Source organism: Flavobacterium azizsancarii, assembly GCF_027980145.1.
Taxonomy (GTDB): Bacteria; Bacteroidota; Bacteroidia; order Flavobacteriales; family Flavobacteriaceae; genus Flavobacterium; species Flavobacterium azizsancarii.
In genome coordinates this window covers 208,206-234,623 of the sequence record NZ_JAMZNK010000001.1, presented here as the reverse complement: position 1 = coordinate 234,623, position 26,418 = coordinate 208,206, and the positions used below count along the sequence as shown (strand labels likewise).

Genomic DNA, 26,418 nt, shown 5'->3' with positions numbered 1-26,418 from the left:
TTATTTATTAAAATAATGCTCTTTAATAAAAATCAAAGAGCATTAATGTTTCAAAGTATTATTTAATTGTTATAACAACTTCTTTCTTGATATCTCTTGAAGAGTTTCCTAATTTCAAAGTGTATTTTCCTGGTTCAACAGTCCATTTTTTAGTGGCAACATCGTAATAAGCCAATTCTTTTACGGGAACTTTTATGGCTACGGTGTTTGAACTTCCTGATTTTACCAATACTTTTTGGAAACCTTTTAATTCTTGTGCAGCACGTGTAATTTTCGAATCAGATTTTGAAGTATACAATTGCACTACTTCTTTACCGTCTACTTTTCCTGTGTTTTTTACGGCTACAGAAACAGTGATTGTTTCATTTTCTGCATAAGAAGTTTTGTCTGTTTTTGCATTATCGAAAGCAAAAGTGGTGTACGACAATCCAAATCCAAAAGGATATAATGGCGCGATGTTTTTAGTATCAAACCAACGGTATCCTACCAAAATTCCTTCCGCATAACTTACTGTTTTTCCTCCGGGGAAACTGTTTGTAGCATGCGCAGGAGAATCCATAATTTGTTTCGGCATTGTCCATGGTAATTTTCCTGACGGGTTTACTTTTCCTAAAATTACATCGGCTAAAGCGTTTCCTCCTTCAGAACCATTGAACCAACTCCACACCAGAGCTGAAGTTTTTTTGCTGACAGCATCAATATCAAAAGGCGCTCCGGCAACCATAACTACAATAGTTCTTGGGTTAACGGCCAATACTTTCTGTATTAATTCTTCTTGTCCGAATGGTAATTTTAAAGTTCTACGATCTGAAGCTTCTGTTTCGTAATCACGATTTGAACCTGCAAAAATAATTGCAACATCTGATTTTTTAGCTGTTTCTATGGCTTCTTGTAATTTAGCAGGATCTAAGTGATCAATTGTTACAGGACCATTTGAAGTAATATTTCCTAAATTTCCTTTGTTTTTTTCATCATAACGCTCTAAATATCCTTCGGCATAATTGATTGTAATTGAAGATGGCAATCTATTTTTTAAACCTTCAAGCGGTGTAACTTCTCTTTTGGTTTTTACTCCTGCACCAAATCCGCCCAGAGCGTTTTTCTTTGTTGCATTGTTTCCAATTACGGCAATAGATTTTACTCCATCTAGTTTTAATGGCAATGCGTTATTCTCATTTTTCAGTAAAACGATATCTTCTGCAGCGATTTTATAAGCATCCTGATAATGTGCTTCGGTTGCGATGCTACCTTTTGCACGGTCTTTTCCGCCCATTGCTTTTACCTGAAATAAAGTGCGCAGGATTCTTTTTACGTGAATGTCAATTTCTGCTTCTGAAATCTCTTTGTTTTTTGCGGCAGCGATTAATTTATCGGCAAGAAAAAATTCATTGAAAGGTTTTGGAGTTCCCATTTCAATATCTAATCCGCTTTTTAAAGATTTTACTGTAGAGTGAACCGCAGCCCAATCTGAAACTACAACGCCTTTAAATCCCCATTCGTCACGAAGGATTTTGTTCAGCATATAATCGTTTTCACATAAATATTCTCCTCTAAATTTGTTGTAAGCGCCCATTACACTATACGCATGAGCCTCTTTTATAGAAGCTTCGAATGCCGGAAGGTAAATTTCACGAAGCGTACGCTCGTCAATTTGTACGTCGACAAAATCACGATTGGTTTCCTGATTGTTTGCGGCAAAGTGTTTTACGCAAGCCATAACATCATTATCCTGTAAACCAACGATCAAAGGCACTGCAATTTTTTTGTTCAAAAACGGATCTTCAGACATATATTCGTAAGTTCTTCCTCCAAGCGGTGTTCTTACGATATTAATCGCCGGCGAAAGTAACATGTCTTTGTCTCTTGCACGCATTTCCTGTCCAAGGCTGTTTCCGAAAGTATACGCCATTTCAGCATTCCATGTTGCAGCTAGTCCTCCACCTGCCGGATAATACGTTGCAAAGTCATTTGTTAATCCTGCCGGAGCCCAGTTGTCACGAGAAATTTCTTCACGAACCCCTAAAGGTCCGTCGGCCATTTTAAGTTCGGGAATTCCCAAACGTTTTACACCGCCGGAAGTAAACATGCTGTTACCGTGCAGCATTCCGATTTTTTCCTCCAATGTCATTTGAGACACTAATTTATCTATTTCGGCATCGTGTTCTGATCCTATTTCTTTGCCTTTGTATTCTTTTGGTTCTCCTGAATCAGAACCTGATTCACTTTTTGCATCATTTTTACAAGAAGTAAATACTGCAAAAGCCAACGCCGCTGATAGGTATATGATTTTGTTTTTCATGCTTAGTACTTTTTTTTTAGTTTTTGATAGTTATTTTTTTGTTTAGAAGAATGGCATCTGAAGCACTTCCAACCTGAATTTCAATTACATTATTTTCTAATTCAAATTGTTGTTTTCCGGTATTCCAATATTCTAAATCTTTAGCTTTTAAAGTTAAAAAAACATTCTTAGTTTCTCCGGCTTTAAAGAAAACTCTCTGAAATGCTTTTAACTCTTTTTCAGGACGTTCTACTTTTGAATTTAATTGCTTTACGTATAGCTGAATTACTTCGTCTCCATCTTTATTTCCAGTATTAGTGATCGAAACAATTACTTTTACTTCACCATTTTTAGCAATAGTTTCTGAATTGGTTTCAATAGAATTGTATTTGAAAGTGGTATAACTCAATCCGTGACCGAAAGCATATAAAGGTTTTCCTTTGAAATACATATAGGTTCTGCCATTTCTGATATTATAATCTAATAATTCAGATAAATCTGTAATGGCTGCCACCCAAGTCTGTGTCAGTCGTCCGCCAGGATTATAATCTCCAAATAAAACATCGGCCAAAGCCGTTCCTGTTTCCTGACTGTTTTGCGTCATGTGCACAATTGCCGGAACGTGTTCTTGTGTCCAGTTTATCGCATACGGAAAACTGCTAATCAAGGCTACAACCGTTTTGGGATTCGCCTGATACACGAGTTTAATTAAATCTTCATGTTCTAATGTCAAGGATTGACGATCGACAGCTTCTTTGCCTTCACTCGGAACGGGACAATCTGCCCAACCTGCGTTACAAACCGGATGATTCCCAACAATCACAATGACAACATCTGCTTTTTTTGCTATTGAAACTGCTTTGCCATCAATATTGTTTTTAGCGTAAAGAATTTCAACATTGTTTCCCAGTTTATTTTTAATCCCCTGTAAAGGAGAAATGGTATAAGGTGGAGTTCCACTGTACCAATCCAACAATACTTCGTCTGCATGAAGTCCGATTACGGCAATGGTTTTTAATTTATCTTTTTGTAAAGGCAATAATTCTGAATCATTTTTAAGTAAAACGATTGATTTTTGGGTGGCTTCCAAAGCGATTTTTTTATGTGCTTCAGTTTTCCAGGGATCGATTGTATCTTTCTCTGTTCCAATTTTCGAATAAGGATTTTCATCTGAAACGTCTAACATTCCCAATTGAATCATTACGCGATAATCGCCACGAATAACGTCGTCAATATCTTTTTCTTTTAAATATCCATGCGAAAGTGCTCCGTAAATACCTTCTGTATAATCATCTAAAAATTGATTAATTCCCGCTTTTATGGCTGCCGCAGCGCCAAGATATTTGTCTGCGTAATATTTATGATCTGAAAGTAATAATTTGAATGCGCCTCCATCGGTACAAATGATTCCGTTTTGTCCCCATTCTTTTTGGGTAATATTTTTCAACATCGGATGTACCATTGCCGGGATTCCGTTTACTTTATTGTATGCCGCCATGTAAGCACGTGATCCTCCTTCGACAACGCCCATTTGAAAAGGCAACGCATAATATTCTCGCCAAAGTCTTTCATCAAAATCAGATGATGTATAGGTTCTGCCATCTTCGTTGCTGTTGGCCAAAAAGTGTTTCATTAATGAAGCCGTTTGCCAATATTTGGGATTATTTCCTTGTAATCCTTTTACAAAAGCAACGGTCATAGTTCCGTTAAAAAAAGCATCTTCTCCATAACTTTCTTCGGTACGTCCCCAACGCGGATCTCTTGCAATATCGGCATTTGGAGCACGAACGACTAAACCGCCGCGATGGTATTTTTGAAATGCATAACGGGTTTCGTAACCTTCAACATTCGCGACTTTTTGTAACAAATCAACATCCCAGGTTTCTCCCAAACCATAAGCCTGAGGAAAAGTGGTGGTGGTTACGGGTTGTTTGTTTTTTCCGCCCCATTCTCCCGGTCCGCCAAGTGCTAAACCGTGCAATCCTTCTACATGACCTGTACCTAAAACGCCTAATCTTTTTACCGACGGGTTCGTGCTTAATGCCTGAACTTTTTCATCAAGCGTCATCAACGATAACAAATTATCAATACGCTTTTCAGTATCTAATTTAGGATCCTGAAAAGGATATTGCTTTTGCTGTGAAGACACCAAATTGATAGCCAAAATAAAAACAATATGTAGTATGTCGTTTTTCATTTAAAAAAATTGTGGTTATTAAACCCTACGGGTTTTACATTTTTATAAATTATATTTTTTTGAAGCTAATCGTTGTGTTAAATATATACCTAACTGGTTTTAAAAACCTGTTAGGATATTTGAAACCTAATAAATTATATTTTTTTAAATCTAATCGTTACGTTAAATATATACCTAACAGGTTTTGGAAACCTGTTAGGATATTTAAATTCTAATCTTTACGTCAAGTAAACCCGACAGGTTTTGAAAACCTGTCGGGTTTGCCAATCTATATCTATAATTTTTTAAATCTAATTGCTGTTCCTCCTGCTCCGCCTAAATGCAATTTTAATGAATCTGATGCTTTTACTGTTTTCTTCGAAATTGCTATTGCTGATGGATTATGTGTTTCATCAGTTCCTTCGGCGTCAGCATAAATCTGAGCTTCATAAGTTGCGTTTGGATCTAAAAATGATAAAGAAACATTTACGTCTCTTGCATTTTCATTGGTAATTGTTCCTAAATACCAATCAGCACTGTGTCTGTCTTTACGGGCTGTTGTAATATATTCTCCAATTTTTCCCTCCAAAACTTTAGTATCTTCCCAATCTGTTGGAACATCTTTTAAGAATTGTAATGCTGGTTTTCCTTCATAATTTTCAGGAAGATCTGCCATCATCTGGATTGGCGCATAAATCGTTACATACAATGCCAATTGTTGTGCTGCGGTTCCGTGCACTCTTTTGCCTGGATATCCTTGTTTTACCTCAACATCAAAAATTCCCGGTGTATAATCCATTGGTCCTGAAAGCAATCTGGTGAACGGAAGAATTGTCAAATGATTTGGCGGATTTCCTTCGCTCCAAGCGTTGTATTCTTGTCCTCTTGCTGCTTCTCTCGAAACCATGTTTGGGAAAGTTCTTCGTTCTCCTGTATCTTTTATCGATTCATGGTACAATACGGCTAAATCATATTGCGCCGCTTTTTCTAATATATATCTGAAATAATTTACTCCAAATTGTCCAAAATGCATTTCTTTCATGTTCAGTTTTGAACCTACGTGTCCAATTTTAACCGAATGAATTCCCAGTTTTTTATATAAAGCAAAACCTGCATCAACTTCTTTTAAATAATTGATTAAGTTTGATCCTGTTTCGTGATAACCAATCAATTCTACCTCTTTTTTCTTTCCGTATTCTACTACTTTTTCTAAGTCGAAATTGTCTGCACTTTTTGTAAAACTGAACATGTGCATGTGGTTTTCATACCATTGTGGTGTCCAGCCTTTGTTCCAGCCTTCGATTAACAAATGATGAAATCCTTCTTTTGCTGTAAAATCAATATATTCTTCGGCGTGTTTCGTGGTTGCGCCTTGTTTGTCGCTTTCCCAAAAAGTATATTTCCCAATGTGCATTCCCCACCAAATTCCGAAGTATTTGTATGGTTTGAAATAACTTGTGATGTTTTTTAATTTATTTGGTTCATTCAGATTTAAAATCAAATAAGAAGTAATCAAATCTGATGGATTTTCTCCTATTTGAAGTGTTCTCCATGAAGATGTAAACGTATCTTTTACTCGAACTTTTACACCATCTGACCACGGCACCAAATCAGATTTAAGTTGCGTTCCGGTTGTGTTTACCAAAGTCATACTGGCAAAATCAACTAAATTTGCTTCGTGAAAACTCAATGCTAATCCGCTTTTGCTTTCGATCGTTAATGGTGTCAAAACCGTGTCCAGCTTACTTACCGCCGCATCGTTAAAAAGATATTCGTCACGGTTTTCTCTGTTTGCCGGAATCCACCATGCTTTTCCATCTTCTTTTAAGTTAAAAGTGGTTTTTTCATCCATAATGAAAATACTGTCTTTTACACTTTGTTTTGGATATACATATCTAAAAGCGATTCCGTCATCAAACGCACGAAACTGGATTTCAAGCTTACGTTTGTTTCCCGCTTTTTGCTGTAATTGAACAGAAAGCTGATTGTAGTGGTTTCTGATGTTCTTCTTTTCTCCCCAAACTTGTTCCCAGGTTTCATCGAAAGTCGAATTCTTTACACTTTTGATTTCGAAATCTGTGCTTAAGTTTTCATTTCCTTTTAGCAAAAATCCCATATCTGATGGTGTAATCACTTCGGTTTTCCCGTGTGAAACCGCATATTTTGGAGCGTTTTTTACTAACTCAAATTTGATTTTGTTTTGCCCGTTTGGCGAGGCCAATTCATAAGCATTTTTATTTTTCTGACTGTATCCAATCGAAACTGAAAGGATTAAAGCGGGAAGAATGAGGTAATTTTTCATGATATTTTTTTCTTAATTCATTTTTAATAAATCGGGTGTTGCTTGTGCTTTCACCCGATTTAGAAACTCAACAAAAACTTATTTTTATTCTGATTGGAAATATTTTTAACACATAGAAACATAGGATTTTGTAATCTTGTAATAGGCGTTTCACTTGCATTAACACATCCCGATAGCTATGGGGACTATGTGTGAAAAGCGTGCTTTTTTGTTTACTTATTTAAAGTTTGCAAAATCCTATGTTTCTATGTGTTTATTTTTTTTCACGCATATCTGGCAGATTTTTAATTCTCAATTTTTAATCTTTTTAATCTATGTCTATTTTTTGCCACGAATTGCACGAATTATTTTTTTTGCCACTAATTACACCGATTAAAATGATTTCTTTTTCTATGTGTTTCTTTTTTCACGCAGATCTGGCAGATTCAGCAGATTTTCATTTTTTTTATCCCGTAGAGATTTAATGTTGGTAGAAAAAAACAGAATACCCGTTTCAATGTCCCGTCAGGAATTATATATCTTATTTTGTGTATTCCCTAACGGGAAAAATGACTACAATGGTTGATGTTTCTACCGACATTAAATCCCTATGGGATAAAGCAACTGATTTATTTTATCCACTCCGTTTTTAGAGTCGTTTTTCCTTTTAATGGATTTGAAGTTACGTCAAAATTGTTTCCGTTTTTGGTTACTTTAATTTCTTGTACCGCATCGCCGTCAGGTAAAAATACTTTGGCTGTTGCCGAAGTTGTTTTATCGCTTGCGTATACTTTCAAGGTTAATTTGCTCCAATCCATGTCTTTTGTAGATTGTGCCAAAGCGATGTGAGGCAATGCAGTTCCGTCTTTTACTAAAACTACAATTGGCACTTCTCCGGCTTTGATTTTATGCCAGCCTGATTGGTATACTTTTTTAGTTTGGTAATCAATCCAAGTTCCTTCAGGAAGATAAACGTCTCTTTCTGTCACTTCTTCAAAAAGTGGTGCAACTAATATACTTGATCCAAATAAATATTCATTGTCAACTAACCATGCGCCCGGATCATTTGGATATTCTACAAATAAAGCGCGCATCATTGGTAATCCTTTTTGTGAACTTTCTTTTGCCTGGGCGTAGATATATGGCATTAATTCGTAACGCATATTATCTGCTTTTCTAAATCCTTCAAGGAAATCTTTGCTGTACAACCAAGGTTCGCGCGGAGGTTCTCCGTGGCTTCTTACGTGTGAGGTAAACATCCCGAAAGGCGCCCATCTTCTGTATAAATTCTCCGGTGATTTTGTTGCAAATCCTCCAACGTCATGACTCCAGAAACTAAATCCGCTTAATCCTAATGAAAGTCCGCCACGCAATTCTGCCGACATTGCTCCGTTTGTAGTTTCTGCATCTCCACCCCAATGCAATGGGTAACGCTGAGATCCTGCCCAAGTACTTCTTGCCCAGATTAAAGTATAACCTTTTTCTTTTTGGGTAATTTCGGCTACAGCCTTGTTGTATCTTAATGGATATAAATTGTGTTCGTAGAAACCGGTTCTTCCTGAATGGTAAATTCCGTCTGGCGGTGCTGCTTCTCCAAAATCAACTTTGAAAACTGAAACGCCCTGATCGAATAAATGTTTCAATTTTGCCTGATACCAGGTTACAGTTTCAGGGTTTGAGAAATCAAGAACAGCATCTTCGTAAGGAAGATTTCCTTTGCGATCTCTTACCGCTAAGTTTTTATCCATGATTTCGTTGAACAAGGTATTCTTTGGTGAGAAATACGGCAATTGCCATAAACATACATGAAAACCATCGTCTTTAAGATCTGACATCATTTTTTGAGCATCCGGAAAACGGTCTTTAGAAAACTCATAATTGTTTCTCCAGTCTACATCAAACCAACCGGTATCAAAGTGAATTACATCTGTTGGGATTTTGTATTTACGCAAATCTTTTGCTACTTGTCTTCCTTCTTTTTCAGAAAAATAAGTGATTCGGCTCATCCAGAAACCAAACGACCAAAGTGGTGGCATTGCTGCTTTTCCGGTCAAATCTGTGTATTGGTCTAAAACGTCTTTTGGTTCTCCGATGAAGAAAAATAAATCGGCTTCATCATCACCAATATACATTTCGTTGGCACTTGCGTAATATTTTCCAAAGTCAACCGTAATGGGTGTTGAATGGTGCATGAAAACTCCGTAACCACGACTACTCATATAAAACGGAACAGGTTTGTACATCGTTTCGTTCTGGATTCCGTTTGCATCATCTGTCCATAAAACTACTTTTTGTCCGCGTTTATTGAATTGTGTGAAAGATTCTCCGCAACCAAATATTTTTTCGTCCGGTTCTAGGCTGAAAGCAGCTCCCATACTTCTTGAATAGTCGCTGTTTCTGCGCACATACGAAAACGGAAGTGTTGGCGTATACGTATTTTGCAGATCTGAATCATGAAGTGTACTGGTCAATAATTTTCCTGTTTCGTCGTAAATCTTTACGTGCCATGGTTTTGTTAAAATTTCAACTGAACCATGTTTACTGGTGTATTTATGTCCGCCTTCGATTTTAGAATATTTCCATAATTCAGGATGATTTGGTGCAACACCATTTATCAACATCAAAGACTCTTTTTCAGGATGAAATTGCGGTCCTGAAGTGGTTTTGATTCTGATGGTTCTATCTGATACAAACTGAATCTGGAACGGCAATTCTGGTGAAGCCTGATATTCTGTCGTTGGAAATTCGTTTGCAGGAACTACCTCCGGTTTCATCATCATGTTGTTGAAAGCCTGACGCGTTTTGTAATTGTATCTCAGATATTTAATTGTTCCTTTTCCTGTTGCAGGATCAAAAGCAGTCAGTTCATCGGCAAAATAAAAGGTATTCATATAATTCTGAAAATCCTTGCTGATATCTATAGGAGCATTCAACACATCTGCGTTCTGAATTTGTGCAGACGCTTTTGGCGTTACCAAAAATCCAAACATGAAGATCGAAAACAATGCTTTTAGTTGTGCGTTTCTCATTGGTTTAATTTATTCTAAATGTTAATTCTCCTAACAGGTTTCCAAAACCTGTTAGGTATTTTATTTAATACTTTAATAAAAATCTATCCATACCTAACAGGTTTTGGAAACCTGTTAGGAGGGTAACTTATTATTCTGCTGTAATTACAATCGTTGCGGGTTTTAATCCATTTGCCTGAGCGGTTAATTCCAGTCTTCCTGTTTTTGTATCAGACTGGACAATGACTAAACATTTTCCGTTAAGAGCGGTATGTTTTGAACCTTTGTACGATTCATGACTTACCGGATCTCCGCTGCAAACCCCTACGATTTTTCCGTTTCCTTTTAACGAGAAATGGATTTCATTATTTGCATTTGGAGCCAAAGTTCCTTTTGCATCCAGAATATCAATTGTTACAAATGACAAATCATTTCCATCGGCTTTGATGTTGCTTCTATCTGCTGTCAGTTTTAAATTTTCAGGATTTCCGGCTGTTTTGATTTCGGTTTCTAAAACTGTTTTTCCGTTTTTACGAGAAATTGCTTTTAGCGTTCCGGGCTGGAAAGGAATTCTCCACATTACATGCAAATCGTCTCCTTTTTTACTTCGAATCCCAACTGATTTTCCGTTAAGGAACAATTCAACCTCATCGGCTTTATTGTAATATGCCCAAACATCTACAGTTTGTCCTGCTTTCCAGTTCCAATGTGGAAAAATGTGCAGCACAGTTTTATCTGTCCACTCGCTTTGGTACATATAATAAACATCTTTTGGGAAACCGGCTAAATCTACAATTCCGAAATAGGAACTGATTGATGGCCATTCGTACGGAGTTGGTTCTCCAATATAATCGAAACCTGTCCAAATGTACATTCCCGAAAGAAATTCGTATTTTTTAATTACTTTCCAGGTGGCTTCATGTGTCGAACCCCAAGGCGTTTGTACCTGATCGTAAGCCGAAACGGTGTTACCTGGATTTCCCTCTGTAAATTTAAGATCCCATCGTACCGGCCATTTTTTAATACTATCCGAAACGGTATCATAATAACCGCGGGTTTGTAAACCCGAAGTTGTTTCGGTTGCGATGAAAGGAACTCCCGGGAAATTCTTTTGATGATACTTATAGGTTTGATGCGCATAATTATAACCGATAATATCTAAAACACCGGATTTTGCTATGGCATTAAACTGGACATTCTTTTTTTCGAACTGTAACGTTACTTCGTCAATATTCATGTTCACTGGCGGATTCATCGCTGCGGTCAACGGACGTGTTTTATCGTACTGACGTGTAATGGCGGCTAATTCTTTTGCGATTGTAACACCGGTTTCATTCCATTGTTCCGGAATTTCATTTCCTATACTCCAGATAAAAATACTTGGATGGTTACGGTCGCGAAGCAATTGATCGATTAAATCTTTCTTATGCCATTTGTCCCAGTCGTTTCCATAATCATATTTGGTTTTAGTTTGTTTCCACATGTCAAAAGCCTCATCCATGACAATGAAACCCATTTTATCACATAAATCCAAAAGTTCCGGAGCCGGAGGATTATGAGAAGTCCTGATTCCGTTTACGCCCATTTCTTTCAAAATTTCCAACTGACGTTCGATGGCTCTTGTATTAATTGCGGAACCTAACGGACCTAAATCATGATGCATACAAACACCTTTGATTTTAACTTGTTTTCCGTTAAGAATAAAACCTTTATCTACATCAAACTTAAAATCTCTGATTCCTAAGTTGGTTTTGTACTGATCTACAATTTTATTATCTACTGAAATTTCTGTTACAACTGTATACAATTCCGGTTTTTCAACTGACCATAAAATTGGATTTCCAACTTCAGTTTCTTGCTTGATGGTTTGATTGGTATTCGCACCAATCGTTATATTTTGAGTAACCGATGTTACTTTTGTATCTTCTTTAAAAATAGTAGTGGTTACTGTTGCCTTTTTTGAAGCTGGGTTTTGATTCTGAATAGTAGTTTCAAAACTAACCGAAGCTTTTTCAGCCGTAACTTTTGGTGTTGTCACATAAGTTCCCCATTGTGCAACGTGCAATTTATCTGTGGTTTCGATCCAGACATTTCTAAAAATTCCGGAACCTGAATACCAACGTGAATTGGGTTGTTTTGAATTGTCAACCTTTACAATAATTTCATTGTTTTTGTCTCCGTAATTTAAGTATTTGGAGATTTCATATTGAAAACCAATGTATCCGTTTGGACGTTTCCCTAAATAATGTCCGTTTACCCATACTTCGCTGTTTCTGTAAACGCCGTCGAAAGTAATCGAAGTTACTTTTGTGCTGTCTTCAGCGGCAACTTTAAATGTTTTTTTGTACCAGCCTAAACCTCCGTTAAGGGCTCCGCCTCCATATCCGGCAGGACTTTTTTTGTCAAATTTTCCTTCGATACTCCAATCATGAGGAACGTTTAATGTTCTCCATTTGGTTGAAGCTCCAATAGTATCTTTGTCGATTATGCTGTCATTAAGATGAAAACTCCAATCTGAATTAAAAGAAACTTTTCTGTTTGCAAAAGCATCCTCTTTTTTGCTGCAAGAGCCCAATAAGATAATTCCGATTAGCATTAATAATGGTAGTCCATTATTTAAATATTTTCTTTTATTCTTCATTTTGAAAGGATTTTAATATTTAAAAACAAATATAAACATACCGATAGGTGACTTTGTAAATCCCCTACCGGTTGTTTTATACTTTAAATAATCAGGTTTCCGGTTTATGAAAACCCGTAATTATTTAAGGGATGATGTAATGGAAAACAAACCATTCATCTTTACCGGCATCATAAGATGTCCCTAACCAAATACCTTTTTGAAGATAATCTTTATTGTATGCTTTTACTACTTTGATAATATTCGCAGTTGGACTCATCCAGCTTTCTGAATTTTGAATCAATGTATCTGTTCCTAAATTAATTTCATTGGTTGCTGCATTTATGGTAAAAATTCCTGTAGTTACAACACCATTTTGGCTACGGGTATAATTTAATTTACCTCCCCACTGGTCAAAACGTACCCATGAATTACCGGCAACAGCTGTCCAACCAGCATTCCATCCCCAATCAGAAGAACTTCCAGCGTTAACTGTCCATCCTTTTCCTGCCGCAACCCAGTCAACAGGATTACCTGCTGCATCTAATTGCCAAACTCTTCCTGCTCCGGCTCCTCCGGTTAACATTGTCAACAATTCGCCAGAAGCAAAAGTTGGATTATAACCTTCGTCAAGAACAGGTTCTGTAATTGGAGGAACGTAGCTGTCTGCATAATCTTTAGCAACAAAATTCCAGATGTACCACCAAGGTCCTTCGCTATTGGTTCTCTTTACTGCAATTCTCAACTGATTATCAGTAAGTTTCAGTACTTTAATTTCATTGTTCCAGTTACTTGCATTTGCGATATAATTGTCTGGTCTTAGAATAGTTGCTCCTGTTGTTGTTAGGGTATGCGCATTAATATCCAAGAAGTAAGATCCGTTTTGAATCGTCGTTCCATCCTTTTCATGAACCGTCATAAAAGGTCCTCCCTCAAGGCTGAATGTCATGTATCTTCCCCAATGCATATCAGCATCTGTACTTGAATTAGCGTTACCTTCAGGTTCCCAGTTTGGTGTAAAATTATTCCATTCTACCGGTTTTGTAGGATCATTAGGATCTGCAAAAGACATAGCACCCGGAGCTAAACCATATTTACCATTATCAGCTACCCATGATTTCTTTTTGCCAACTCCACCTGATAATGCTGTCCAAAGAGGATCATTAACATAATTTAAGTTGTCCTGACTTACAACAATTGTTACCGGATCTAACTCTACAAGACCACCGCCGGTTACAGCAGTAATTTTGATGGTATAACTTCCTTTAAAAGCATATTGTACAGTTTGCACAGCTTTACTCGACTTTCCTGTAACATAATCCCAGTTTAATACCACTCCCGGAGTTGTATTTTTCAGTATTACCGTGTTTCCTCCCGCATCTGTTACTAAATCCTGGGTAATCTCAAAATGTATATCCGATTTGCTCATCGGGCTGTCCAGAGAATAGGTTTCCGGTGAACAAGATGATACTAGCATTAGTGCTACCATCAAAAATGATGTAATTAATAATTTAATATTTTTCATTTCTTTGCTTTTTAAGTTAAAATTACCAACCCGCATTTTGCTTCAATACTCCACCTGATAATGTGATCTGAGTATTCGGGATTTGCTGCAGTCCTTTTGTCGCCTGTATTTTAGCTGCTGAAATTGTTTTTGTTCCGGCAACTCCGCCACTTAGCAATGTTGTAGTTTCTGCAATAGCTGTAGAAGCTTTTCCGATACCCTGACGTAATAAATCCCAATATCTGACTCCTTCAAGAGCAAATTCTAAATGTCTTTCGTTCATGATATTATCATAATTCACCGGTAAAGAGGTAAAGTTGTCTTTATACGCTCTTCTTCTAACGTTGTCGAAATAAGTTTGCGCGCTTCCGCTTCCTAATTCTGCCGCCATTAGCAAAACATCTGAATATCTCAAGACAACATAATCCTGAAATTGACCAATATCCCAATACTGGCTACCCATAACAAGAGGAAGATCTTTTCCGTCTTTATCCACCATTGGTGAATATTTCTTATTATAATAACCTGTATATTCTCTCTGGCTGTTTATTTTATCAAATTTTATTTTTTCCTGATCGATTCCAATTACAGTTGCTACGCGTCTTGTGTCTCCGGCAGTATAAGCATTCCATAATTTCGAATTTACCGTAACTCCCCATCCGCGTCCGTAAGGATAAGACGAGAATTCTCTCATACCAAACATTACTAACCAATGGTTACCATCTGTGTTTCCGTTATAATCACTTGTGTAAGTATATTTTATAGAAAACACAATTTCTTTATTGCTTTCTCCGGCATATTTATCAACTGATGCTGCTGGCCATAAAGTAGAGAAATCATCTACTAAACCATGTCCGCTAGAAGCAATAACATCTTCTAAATGTCCTAAAGCCTGTGTTTTGGTAACTATACCTGCTAAATCTGTTTTGCCGTAATACCCTGTATAATACAAATAAACACGTCCTAATAAAGATTTAGCAGCCCATTTTGTAATACGTCCGCTAGTTGTTGCGGCATATCCTCCACCTGGTAAATTATTTGAAGCAAATACTAAATCTTCTGCAATTACTTTATAAATTTCCTCTGGAGCTGCTTGTGGGATATTTTCAGTAGAAGGTGCCGTTAACAATGGTACGCTTCCCCATAAACGCGCCATTTCAAAATAAAGGTAAGCTCTGATGAATTTAGTTTCTGACTCGTATGTATTCTTTAAAGTAGTGTTCTCTTTCCAGTCAATCTGATCGATTTTAGACAAAAAGATATTACAACGATAAATGGCTTTGTAATAGGCAATCCAGTTGTTATTAAGCAAATCAACATCTGAAGGAGAACGGCTAATATCAAACTCGTCGATGGCGGCATAACTGTATCCGTCAGAGTTACCCGTTCCTCCAAAACAATCATCAGACATTACTTCACTTATTACAGGAACTCCCAAGCCACTGGCTCCGGTTGCCACCTGTAGACCATCATAACATCCTACTAATGCTGCATAAGCATCATCTGTTGTTTTATAAAAATTCGTATCTGTTTGTTGTACCAATGGTTCTGTTTCTAAACTACAAGAACCCAGCGACAATAAACTCAAACAGAAAATATATAGATATGTATTTTTCATCTTTTTATTTATTAAAGTTTAATATTTAATCCCAACATGAATGTTCTTGGTCTTGGGTAGTATCCTACATCAACACCTGATGAAAACTTTTGGTCATCATTTGAAGAACCAAATCCAATTTCAGGATCCATACCGTTATATTTCGTGAAAGTATAAAGATTCAACACTGAAAAATAAACTCTGAACTGGCTTGCAAAAAATGGTTTAGATTGTCTCATTTTCGCTAAATCAAATCCTAATGTAACGGTACTGATTCTTAAGAAATCACCATCCTGAACATACAAATCTGAAAATTGCGTAAAGTTTCTATTGTCTTCTGTTACTCTTGGCATTGTGTTCGAAGAACCTTCTCCGTGCCAACGGTCTAATATTGCAGTAGTATAATTTCCGTAAGCACCCGCTTGATTTCTATACGATTGCACGATTTGATTTCCTGCTACACCATTTGCCATAACAGAGAAGTCAAAAGCTTTATAACTACCTGACAAAGAGAAACCGTAAGTAAAATCCGGATTTGGATTTCCGATATTGGTTTTGTCGCTTGCATCTATTTTATCATCACCATTCTTATTTACATAAATAAGATCTCCGGGAGCTGCATTAGGCTGTAGCACTACACCGTTTGCTGATTTATAATTATCAATTTGTGCCTGATTTTGAAAAACTCCTCCTGTTTTGTATCCCCAGAAATAACCTAATGGCTGTCCGTTTTCTGCTCTGTAAAATTCGCCGGCATTATCATAAAGTTCATTGTTTAATCCGTGAATAAGACCATCGATAGTGGGAATTTTACCTACTTCATTTTTATTATAAGCTCCATTTGCACTTATGCTATAATTAAAATCGCCTATTTTGTTTTGATAATTAAGGCTTAACTCAACTCCTTTGTTTACAACATCTCCACCGTTAATAAAGGGAGCATCTGCACCTGCAGTTGCCAAAATTGGCGCCAGGACTAACCAGTTTTTATTTGTTTTTTGGTACACATCAACCGTTACGTTCAAAGCATTGTTTAGAAATCTCGCATCTAAACCAAGGTCAATCTGCTCTGAAGTTTCCCATTTTATATTTGTATTTGATATGTTTTGCGGATATGCTCCCGGTGTCTGAACTCCTTCTTCATTACCAAAATTATAGTTCGTATTATTTGATTTAATTAATGTCAAATATTGAAATGATCTAATACTTTGATTACCAACCTGTCCCCAACTCGCTCTTAATTTAAGAAAGTTGAATACTTTTGAATCTTTCAAAAACTCTTCATTTGAAGCTACCCAACCTCCTGATAATGAAGGAAAATAACCCCATTGGTTTCCCGGAGCAAATTTTGATGAACCGTCTGCTCTAAGTGTTGCGTTGAATAAGTATGTTTCTTTATAGTTGTAATTTAATCTTCCAAAATAAGACATCAGCTTATTTTCTTCTTTTTTGCCCTTAATTGCAATTTTAGATCCGTCTTTGTTGGTCGTGTTATCGATCCAGGCATGCTCTAAATCATTAAAAACAGAATCTGCATTGTTAACTTCTATAGAAGTTGCATCGTAGTTAATAAATGATGTACCCAACATGGCTTCAAAATGATGATTATCAGCAGCATTAAACTTATAAGATACCAGGTTATCCCATGTAATACTTTTATTTTTGCTCATGTTTTGATTTACTTTATCAAAAGCAGTGTTGGCATAAATTGACAATCTATAGATCGGAGTGTAGGCATGTCCTTCGGATACATAATAATCAAGCCCCAAAGTAGTCTTAAAGGTTAAGTTTTTTATAGGCTCAATTTGTAAATAAACGTTCCCTAATAATTTTTGATTATTACTTTCATTTTGATTTGTATACTCCATTAAAGCATACGGATTTGCTGTACCTGATAACCAGGGTTCTGTGCTATTTGATGTATCAAAATAATTTCCGTTTGCATCATACATTGGTAATAATGGTGAAACCTGAAAAGCACTTCTTAAAGAGTTGCTGTACTGATTACCAACACCAATACCGTTTTTGTCTACATAAGCAAAACTTAAATTCTGACCTATTGTAACAACATCTTTATATAGTTTATGTTCTGAATTGAATCTAAAATTATAACGCTGATAATTTGAAAGATCTTTTCCTCCTACAACTCCTTCTTGTCCTAAGTAGGATAATGATGTAGAATAAACTGACGTATCTGAACCTCCCGAAGCTCCAAATGAGAAATTTTTTGTAGCGGCATTATCCGTTAGCATTTTATCCATCCAGTTTGTTCCTTTTCCTAAACCGGCAATTTGGCTATTCGTAAAATAAGGAGCTTTTCCAGAATTTACTGCAGCCTCATTTAATATTGTAGCATATTGCGTTGCATCTAATAAATCGACTTTTCTCGATACTGATTGTACACCGTAGTATTGGTCAAAAGTGATTTTTCCGGGTGCACCACGTTTTCCTTTTTTAGTAGTTACCAAAACAACTCCATTTGCAGCTTGCGAACCATAAATGGCAGCAGAAGCAGCATCTTTTAAAACCGAAATAGATTCAATATCCGAGTTGCTTAAATACGAAATATCACCAGTCAATATTCCATCTACCACATAAAGCGGGCTGCTTCCTGCTACAGATCCCACACCTCTAATCACAACTTTTAAAGCTTCTCCGGGCTGACCTGAAGTAGAGGTAATCTGAAGTCCAGCTGCCTGACCCTGAAGTGCTTGCAATGCATTTGTAGTATTGGTTTTGGCAAGGTTCTCACCACTTACCTGAGTAACAGCATTGGTAACAAGTGTTTTCTTTTGTGAACCATACCCAATAACGACAACTTCTTTAAGGTCCGCCGCCTCTGTTTGTAAAGTAACCGTAATTACTTTTTGAGTTCCAACGGTGATACGTTGCGCTTTAAATCCCATAAAACTGATCACAATCACGTTGCCTGTTTTTGCTTCCAGTTTAAAGTTTCCGTCAAAATCTGTCGATGTTGCTGTTTTAGTTCCTTCGATTGCAACTGTTGCACCCGGAACTCCCATACCATCATCTGCTGATTTTACATTTCCGGTGATAACTTGGGATTGCTCCTGTGCAAAACCAGACTGCATCATAAATACACTAAGCAACAGCGCCATACAAAACGAGAGCGGTGTTGTTTTAATACAATATTTGCTTTTCATAATAGTTAAGAATTGGTTTAAATTATAGTTAGTTATTTTTTACCTGCTTAATATGCATTCGAAATGATCTGTTCGAATAATTCTTGTCTTCCACTTAATGGTTGAGGTTCTCCACTTGCACGGGCAATTTTGCTAAGATCTTCAAGAGATAATTCCCCATTTTCGAACTTTGCTCCGTTTCCACCGTCAAATGAACTGTAACGCTGAGTACGTAATTTTTTATAATCTGTATTTTGTAGTATCTGATCGGCACAAATTAATCCTCGTGCAAAAACATCCATTCCTGCAATGTGTGCAATGAATTTATCTTCTAAATCGATTGAATTTCTTCTCACTTTTGCATCAAAGTTTACACCACCGCCTTTAATTCCGCCACCTTCAAGAATCACTAACATCGCTTGGGTAACTTCCTGAAGATTGATTGGGAACTGATCTGTATCCCAGCCATTTTGGTAATCTCCACGATTGGCATCAATGCTTCCTAACATTCCTGCATCAACTGCAACTTGTAATTCGTGCTCAAAAGAATGTCCGGCAAGAGTGGCGTGGTTTACTTCAAGATTTAATTTGAAATCGTTTTGAAGTCCGTATTTATTAATAAATCCTAATGAAGTCGCTGCATCATAATCATATTGATGTTTTGTAGGTTCCATTGGTTTTGGTTCGATCAGGAAGTTTCCTTTAAAACCTTCTTTACGAGCATAATCTTTACATGTATTCAGGAATCTTCCTAAATGGTCTAATTCTCTTTTCATGTCTGTGTTTAACAAACTCATATATCCTTCACGACCTCCCCAGAAAACATAATTTTCTCCGCCTAATGCGATCGTTGCATCGATTGCGATTTTTGCCTGAGCTCCGGCGTACGCCAAAACATCGAAGTTTGGATTCGTTGCAGCACCATTCATGAATCGTGGATTGCTGAATAAGTTTGAAGTTCCCCACAACAATTTAATTCCTGATTCTTGTTGTTTTTGTTTCGCATACTCTACCATAGTCTGAATACGTGTTTCAAATTCAGCCAATGTTGGCGCATCATCAACAATATCAACATCATGAAAACAGTAGTATGGCAAACCTAATTTTGTCATGAATTCAAAAGCCGCATCCATTTTATCTTTGGCTCTTAAGATTACATTTTCATTTTTATCCCAGGAGAAAGTTTCAGTCGAAGCTCCAAACGGATCTCCTCCCGTATTACACAGCGTATGCCAGTATGCCATCGAAAAGCGTAAATGTTCTTTTAGTGTTTTTCCTGCAACGACACGATTTTCATCATACCATTTAAAAGCTAACGGGTTATCACTATCTCTTCCTTCGAATTTAATCGTGTCTATATTTTTAAAGTAAGTTGGGTTGGTTGTGCTCATTATTATTGTTCTATTTTAATTTGATTTTTCCATTCCTGATATAAATCCTGATATTGAGAAGTCAGGATTTTGTTGGGTTCAATTCTATCTAAACATTGCAATCCACGAAAGGCTTCTTCCAATGAATTGTAATATCCAAAACCGTAAGCGGCGCCTCTTGCAGCACCTTCTGCACCCGATGTATTGTACAATTCTAAAGTTGTTTGTGTAGTATTGGTGAAAATCTCCCTGAAAACCGGACTTAAAAACAGATTTGAATTTCCTGCTCTAACCACCGTTCCTGAAACACCAACTTCTTTCATCACATCAAAACCGTAATTCATAGCAAACACGATTCCTTCACAGGCTGCACGCACCAAATGTGACGGTTGATGTATGTTGAAATTTAAATTCTGAATTCCTGAAGTGGCATTTTTGTTAGTGAAAATACGCTCCACACCATTCCCGAAAGGATAAAAACGAAGTCCGTTGCTTCCTGCTTCGACTTTTGCAGCTTCGGCATTTAGTTTTTCGTAGGCAATTAATTCAGTTCTGTCAACAGACATGATTTTGCGCAGCCATTGGTATAAAATTCCTGAACCATTGATGCACAACATTACTCCGTTGCGTTTTTCAGCTTCGGTATTATTGACGTGTAAAAAAGTATTGATTCTGTTTTGTTTGTCGTAAGCTTCCTGATCGCTTACAGCATATACAACTGCCGAAGTTCCGGCTGTTGTAGCGATTTCGCCAGGTTTCAAAACATTCAATGACAATGCATTGTTAGGTTGATCTCCTGCGCGGTAGGTTATTTTAGCATCAGGATTTAATCCTAATTCTTGTGCAATGTCTGAGTGAATCGTTGCCTGAATTCCAAAATTTGAAACAATCTCCGGAACGATATCTGCTGATAATCCCATTTGAGAAAGGATTTCAGTTGCCAGTTTTCCTTCGGAAAAGTTCCATAAAGCAGCTTCTGATAATCCTGAAGTGCTTATTTGTGCTACTTTCGATAATTTGGCAGCAATAAAATCTCCCGGAAGCATCATGTATTTTGCTTTTGCAAAAATTTCAGGCTGATTGTCTTTTACCCATTTTAGTTTTGAAGCGGTAAAATTTCCGGGACTTCCTAAAATTTGTTTTTGACAATTATCTGCTCCAATCTGATTATAAATTTCGTCTCCAATACTAGCAGCACGACTGTCACACCAGATGATCGACGATCGAACAGGATTCAAATTTTCATCGGTTAAAACCAAACCGTGCATTTGATAGGCAATCCCTATTCCGGCAATTTTTTTTAAATCAACATTAGATTTTGAACCCAATTGTTTGATTCCGTCTTTAACATACAACCACCAGGATTCAGGATCTTGTTCTGCCCAGCCAAATTTTGGGGCAACAATTGGCATTTCAAAATCAGGAACACTCACTGCGCCAATAGTCGTTCCGTTCTCAGGATCGAAAACTGATAATTTTATCGAAGAGCTTCCTAAATCAATTCCTAAAAAAAACATTTGGTTGTATTTAAAGTTAGTTATAGATTTGTCCTTTTTAATCTTATAGTCAAACTGAACTTATCTTATGGTTATTTTGACTACAAGTGTAAAACATTTTTTCTATATTAACAAAATATTAGGGTTATTTTTTTCCGATTCTGATTATTAGAACCAAATTATTATCGATATAATAAAATTTTAGTTGAAACACAATAAAAAAATATCAAAAAAATAACGAATTACCAATTTGACAATCAAGCGTTTAAGAATAACTATTTTAAAACATCATTTTTAATCAAATTCCAAATCACTGATTATCAGAAAATTATTATGTTAAGAAAAATATAAAGCTTTTACGAAGGCAACTATTCATTTTATTTATTTAATTTGTCAAAATATAAAATAGCGCATGGTTAAAAATACAGAGGACGATTCAGCTTTAAAAAGCGAGCAGACCGCAATGAACGCGATCACTATTGACTGTGTGATATTTGGATTTGATAAGGGAAGTTTGGAAGTGCTTCTTGTACAACATGGTGAAGGAATCAGTAAAGGAAAATGGGGTCTTCCGGGAGGATGGATTTATAAAAAAGAAAGTACTGATGATGCTGCGCACCGTTTACTGAATGAACTTACGGGCCTTGACAATATTTATCTGGAACAATTGAAGGCATTTGGGGATCCGGACCGATTTCCGCTTCGACGCGTTATCACTATTGGATATTATGCGTTGGTAAAAAGAGAAGATTATAATATTAAAGCTGGTTTTACGGCCTCTGATGCAAAATGGTACAAGATCAATAGTATCCCGAATTTGATTTATGACCATAACGAAATTTTAGGATATAGTCTAAAACATCTTCAAAACAGAGTACGTCAGGCTCCAATTGGATTTAATCTCTTACCGGAAAAATTTACACTATTGCAATTAATGCATTTATACGAAGAAATTTTAGGAATTGAAATGGACAAATCTAATTTCAGACGAAAAATTCTTCACATGAAATTACTTGTGGCATTAGACGAGAAACAACAAGATGTCTCGCACAGAGCAGCTAAATTATTCAAATTTGATCCGGAAATTTATACTAAACTGACCGAAAAAGGATTCAACTTTGAATTTTAATACTTTTGACAATTATAACAAATGACTTTTCCCTCTTCTCAACATACGCCTCAATCTGATCACAAAATTACTACTCCGGGAATTGACGGAATCACGATTGACTGCGTTATTTTTGGTTTTAACAAAGCGAGTCTTGAGGTGCTTTTAGTACAGCATGCTGAAGGAGAAAGCATAGGAAAATGGGGTCTTCTTGGTGGATATATGAAAAGGGAGGAAAGTGCTGATGATGCCGCACATCGTATTGTGTATGAACTTACAAGTCTTGACAATATTTATTTAGAGCAGTTAAAGGCGTTTACGAATCCGGATCGTGTGCCGGAAAGAAGGGTTGTAACTATTGGTTATTATACTTTGGTGAATCGGGAAGATTATAATATTAAAGCCAGTTTGTCTGTAATCGAAGCAAAATGGTATAAAATTAATACGATTCCGGATTTAATTTTTGATCATAATGAGATTCTTAAATTTAGTTTGATGCAATTGCGTAATCGCGTTCGTCAGGCTCCGATTGGTTTTAATCTTTTGCCGGAAAAATTTACTTTATTGCAATTAATGCATTTGTATGAGGAAATTTTAGGAATTGAATTGGATAAATCTAATTTTCGCCGAAAAATTCTTCACATGAAGTTATTGATTGCTCTTGACGAAAAGCAACAGGACGTTTCGCACAGAGCTGCCAAATTATACAAATTTGATGCTGAAACTTACAAAAAACTGACTGAAAAAGGGTTAAATTTTGAGTTTTAACGGTTGTTTTAAAACTGAGATTCTAACTATCGGACAACTACATTCCAGAATCCAAAACTTTGCGCTATCTTTGCGCCTTAATAACACGCTCTACAGCAATTGCTACAGCGTAATTTATACCCTGAAAATTACTTAAAAACTCGTTTAGAGAATTGATATATTAAAATGAAAAAGATACGTAACTTTTGCATTATTGCACACATTGACCACGGTAAAAGTACATTGGCTGACCGATTATTAGGCGCTACACAAACCGTTACAGCTCGTGAAGAAAAAGCTCAATTGCTTGACAACATGGACCTGGAACGTGAACGTGGAATCACCATAAAAAGTCACGCCATTCAAATGGAATATACTTATAAAGGAGAGGAATATATTTTAAATCTTATTGACACTCCCGGTCACGTTGACTTTTCATACGAAGTTTCACGATCTATTGCTGCCTGCGAAGGGGCACTTTTGATTGTTGATGCTGCTCAAAGTATTCAGGCACAAACGATTTCAAATTTATACCTTGCTTTAGAAAATGACCTGGAAATTATTCCGGTATTGAATAAAGTAGATTTACCAAGTGCTAATCCTGAAGAGGTTAGCGATGACATTATCGATTTATTAGGATGTAAATTAGAAGATATTATTCATGCTTCAGGAAAAACAGGTTTTGGTGTTGAAAATATCTTAGCTGCCATTATCGAAAAAATCCCTCCTCCGTCAGGAAATGTTGATGAGCCGCTACAGGCTTTGATTTTCGATTCTCATTACAATCCGTTTCGTGGAATTGAAGTTATTTTCCGTGTAAAAAACGGGCAGATTAAAAAAGGGCAAAAAATTAAATTCATGGCTACCGGCAATGAATATTTTGCTGACGAAATTGGAACTTTAAAATTAAATCAGGTTCCTAAAAATGTGATTTCGGCTGGTGATGTTGGTTATTTGATTTCAGGAATTAAAGAAGCCAAAGATGTAAAAGTTGGAGATACTCTAACTGATGCTAAAACACCTACTACTAATATGATTACGGGTTTTGAGGATGTAAAGCCAATGGTTTTCGCCGGAATTTATCCTGTAGATACTGAAGATTATGAAGATTTGCGTTCTTCTATGGAGAAATTGCAATTGAATGATGCTTCGCTTGTTTTTACTCCTGAAAGTTCTGCGGCTTTAGGATTTGGTTTCCGTTGTGGATTCTTAGGAATGCTGCACATGGAAATTATCCAGGAACGTTTAGAGCGTGAGTTCGACATGACTGTAATTACTACAGTTCCTAACGTTTCGTATCTTGCCTATACTAAAAAAGAACCAGAAGTTCCATTTGTTGTTAATAATCCTTCTGACTTACCTGAACCATCTCGTTTAGACAGAGTTGAAGAACCATATATTAAAGCAACCATCATTACAAAAGCTGACTTTGTTGGAAACGTAATGAGTTTATGTATCGAAAAACGTGGTGTAATTACCAATCAAACGTATTTGACTACTGAACGTGTTGAATTGAATTTTGACATGCCTCTTGCAGAAATTGTATTCGATTTTTATGATCGTCTAAAAACAGTTTCTAAAGGTTATGCTTCTTTTGATTACTCTCCGATAGGAATGAGAACTTCGAAACTGGTAAAACTGGATGTTCTTTTGAATGCTCAAACAGTTGATGCGCTTTCTGCATTGATTCACGAAGACAACGCGTATAACATTGGTAAAAAAATGACCGAAAAATTACGCGAATTAATCCCAAGACAACAATTCGACATTCCGATTCAGGCTGCAATTGGGGCTAAGATTATTGCTCGTGAAACGATTAAAGCACTTCGTAAAGACGTTACCGCAAAATGTTATGGTGGTGATATTTCGCGTAAGCGTAAATTACTTGAAAAACAGAAGAAAGGTAAAAAACGTATGAGACAAGTAGGAAACGTTGAGATTCCTCAGGAAGCTTTTATGGCTGTTTTGAAACTTAACGATTAATTTTTTTAGAAGAAAGAATAAAGAGAATAGAATATAGATTGAACCCGATGACTTGCGTTATCGGGTTTTTTATTTTAATGAAAACCCATTTTTCACTTCATTAAAAACCCATTTAACACACACAAAACGTTAATTAACCCATTAAAATAAACACGTAAATACCTACTAAAATGTAAGATTATTAACTCAATAACTTCATTTTTAATCCTATTGATTGCTTTCATCAAATTTTTAAGACTAAAAACATAATTTTAATCTTACAACATTTAAAAGCAATTATTATGAAAACTAAATTTTTTATTATTTTATCGATGCTAACTTTTTCATTTGCCAATGCGCAACAGGGTGAGGTCGACTCTGAAATGAATTCAGCAAAAGGTGTTACTTTCCAAAACGGCGATATGTTTCTTGAAGGTTCTATTAAAATTAGCACAGGTGGTGACACGGATTATTATGGGTTTAGTCCAAAATTTGGTTATCTATTGAGTGATAAATTTGCGGTTGGAGCAAAACTGAATTACTCCAGTGAAGAAGTAGAAGCCACAAGGGTTAAAACAAATGTATTTGGAGTTGGTGCTTTTGCTCGTTACTACTTTTTAGAATTAGATAAAAAACGTTTTAAAGCCTTTGCTGAAGCTGGTTTAGGTTACGGACGTAATAAAATCGAAACTCCTCCAAACAGCGACACAAGCAACAGCGTTACAGCAGACATTACTGTTGGTCTTAATTATTTTGTTACCAAAAATATTGCGGTAACTTTTACATTAGCAAATGTACTGGCATACAACAGCGTTGCACCAGAAAATGGAAAATCATCAGATACTTTTAATTTAAACATTAATTTATTTGAAAACATTTTCGACCAACCACAATTTGGACTTTTATACAGATTCTAGAAACTTAATTTTGTTTCAGGTTTAATGTTTCAAGTTATCATACTCTGAAATTTAACTGCAAAATTTACAAACTAATTTATAACCCGATGACTTTCGTTATCGGGTTTTGTTTTTGATAAATAGATTACCAAGATGCACAGCAGTGCGTCTATAGAAATGCAAACTGTGTATCATTCTTTAACCACAAAATCTGTCCTAATATGGAACAGCT

14 protein-coding genes are annotated in these 26,418 nt (G+C 36.3%); 4 read left to right on the top strand and 10 right to left on the bottom strand.

The genetic code is table 11. The features are described 5' to 3' along the window. Nucleotides 1-58 precede the first annotated feature (58 nt). The 10 genes from NJT12_RS01145 to NJT12_RS01100 all read right to left on the bottom strand — a co-directional run bounded on the left by NJT12_RS01145 (nt 59) and on the right by NJT12_RS01100 (nt 21,494). A complete protein-coding gene (locus NJT12_RS01145; protein WP_271334088.1) occupies nt 59-2,299 on the bottom strand; it encodes a glycoside hydrolase family 3 C-terminal domain-containing protein in 2,241 nt (746 codons plus the stop codon). Nucleotides 2,300-2,315: 16 nt separating this feature from the next. Continuing rightward, nucleotides 2,316-4,475 carry a glycoside hydrolase family 3 C-terminal domain-containing protein gene (locus tag NJT12_RS01140; protein ID WP_271334087.1) on the bottom strand — a complete coding sequence of 720 codons (2,160 nt, stop codon included), beginning with the start codon at nt 4,473-4,475 and terminating at the stop codon, nt 2,316-2,318. A gap of 274 nt (nt 4,476-4,749) precedes the next feature. Beyond that, nucleotides 4,750-6,756: a glycoside hydrolase family 97 protein gene (locus NJT12_RS01135; protein WP_271334086.1), complete on the bottom strand. Its 2,007-nt coding sequence runs from the start codon at nt 6,754-6,756 to the stop codon at nt 4,750-4,752. Between the two features lie 608 nt (nt 6,757-7,364). Then, on the bottom strand, nt 7,365-9,764 hold the full coding sequence (locus NJT12_RS01130; RefSeq protein WP_271334085.1) for a glycoside hydrolase family 31 protein: 2,400 nt from the start codon (nt 9,762-9,764) through the stop codon (nt 7,365-7,367). 130 nt (nt 9,765-9,894) lie between these two features. Next, entirely contained in the window at nt 9,895-12,384 is a 2,490-nt protein-coding gene (locus NJT12_RS01125) for a glycoside hydrolase family 2 TIM barrel-domain containing protein (protein WP_271334084.1), read from the bottom strand. A 124-nt stretch (nt 12,385-12,508) separates the two neighbouring features. Further along, on the bottom strand, nt 12,509-13,888 hold the full coding sequence (locus NJT12_RS01120) for a hypothetical protein (RefSeq protein WP_271334083.1): 1,380 nt from the start codon (nt 13,886-13,888) through the stop codon (nt 12,509-12,511). 22 nt (nt 13,889-13,910) lie between these two features. Then, nucleotides 13,911-15,485: a RagB/SusD family nutrient uptake outer membrane protein gene (locus NJT12_RS01115; RefSeq protein ID WP_271334082.1), complete on the bottom strand. Its 1,575-nt coding sequence runs from the start codon at nt 15,483-15,485 to the stop codon at nt 13,911-13,913. Between the two features lie 11 nt (nt 15,486-15,496). Further along, nucleotides 15,497-18,628 carry a SusC/RagA family TonB-linked outer membrane protein gene (locus NJT12_RS01110; protein ID WP_271334081.1) on the bottom strand — a complete coding sequence of 1,044 codons (3,132 nt, stop codon included), beginning with the start codon at nt 18,626-18,628 and terminating at the stop codon, nt 15,497-15,499. A 47-nt stretch (nt 18,629-18,675) separates the two neighbouring features. Continuing rightward, nucleotides 18,676-19,998, bottom strand: a complete 1,323-nt coding sequence (xylA, locus tag NJT12_RS01105) for a xylose isomerase (RefSeq protein ID WP_271334080.1) — start codon at nt 19,996-19,998, stop codon at nt 18,676-18,678. Nucleotides 19,999-20,000: 2 nt separating this feature from the next. After that, the gene (locus tag NJT12_RS01100; protein ID WP_271334079.1) at nt 20,001-21,494 is read right to left on the bottom strand and encodes a xylulokinase; all 1,494 of its coding nucleotides are present in this window, start codon (nt 21,492-21,494) and stop codon (nt 20,001-20,003) included. 391 nt (nt 21,495-21,885) lie between these two features. On the opposite strand from NJT12_RS01100, the gene NJT12_RS01095 reads away from it, so the two are divergent. The 4 genes from NJT12_RS01095 (at nt 21,886) to NJT12_RS01080 (ending at nt 26,207) form a co-directional block, all read left to right on the top strand. Next, nucleotides 21,886-22,602, top strand: a complete 717-nt coding sequence (locus tag NJT12_RS01095; RefSeq protein ID WP_271334078.1) for an NUDIX hydrolase — start codon at nt 21,886-21,888, stop codon at nt 22,600-22,602. A 21-nt stretch (nt 22,603-22,623) separates the two neighbouring features. Further along, nucleotides 22,624-23,349, top strand: a complete 726-nt coding sequence (locus NJT12_RS01090) for an NUDIX hydrolase (protein ID WP_271334077.1) — start codon at nt 22,624-22,626, stop codon at nt 23,347-23,349. 165 nt (nt 23,350-23,514) lie between these two features. Continuing rightward, complete coding sequence (gene lepA, locus NJT12_RS01085) at nt 23,515-25,311, top strand: translation elongation factor 4 (protein ID WP_271334076.1); 1,797 nt, start codon at nt 23,515-23,517, stop codon at nt 25,309-25,311. A gap of 281 nt (nt 25,312-25,592) precedes the next feature. Further along, nucleotides 25,593-26,207: an outer membrane beta-barrel protein gene (locus tag NJT12_RS01080; protein WP_271334075.1), complete on the top strand. Its 615-nt coding sequence runs from the start codon at nt 25,593-25,595 to the stop codon at nt 26,205-26,207. The last annotated feature ends 211 nt before the right edge of the window (nt 26,208-26,418 follow it).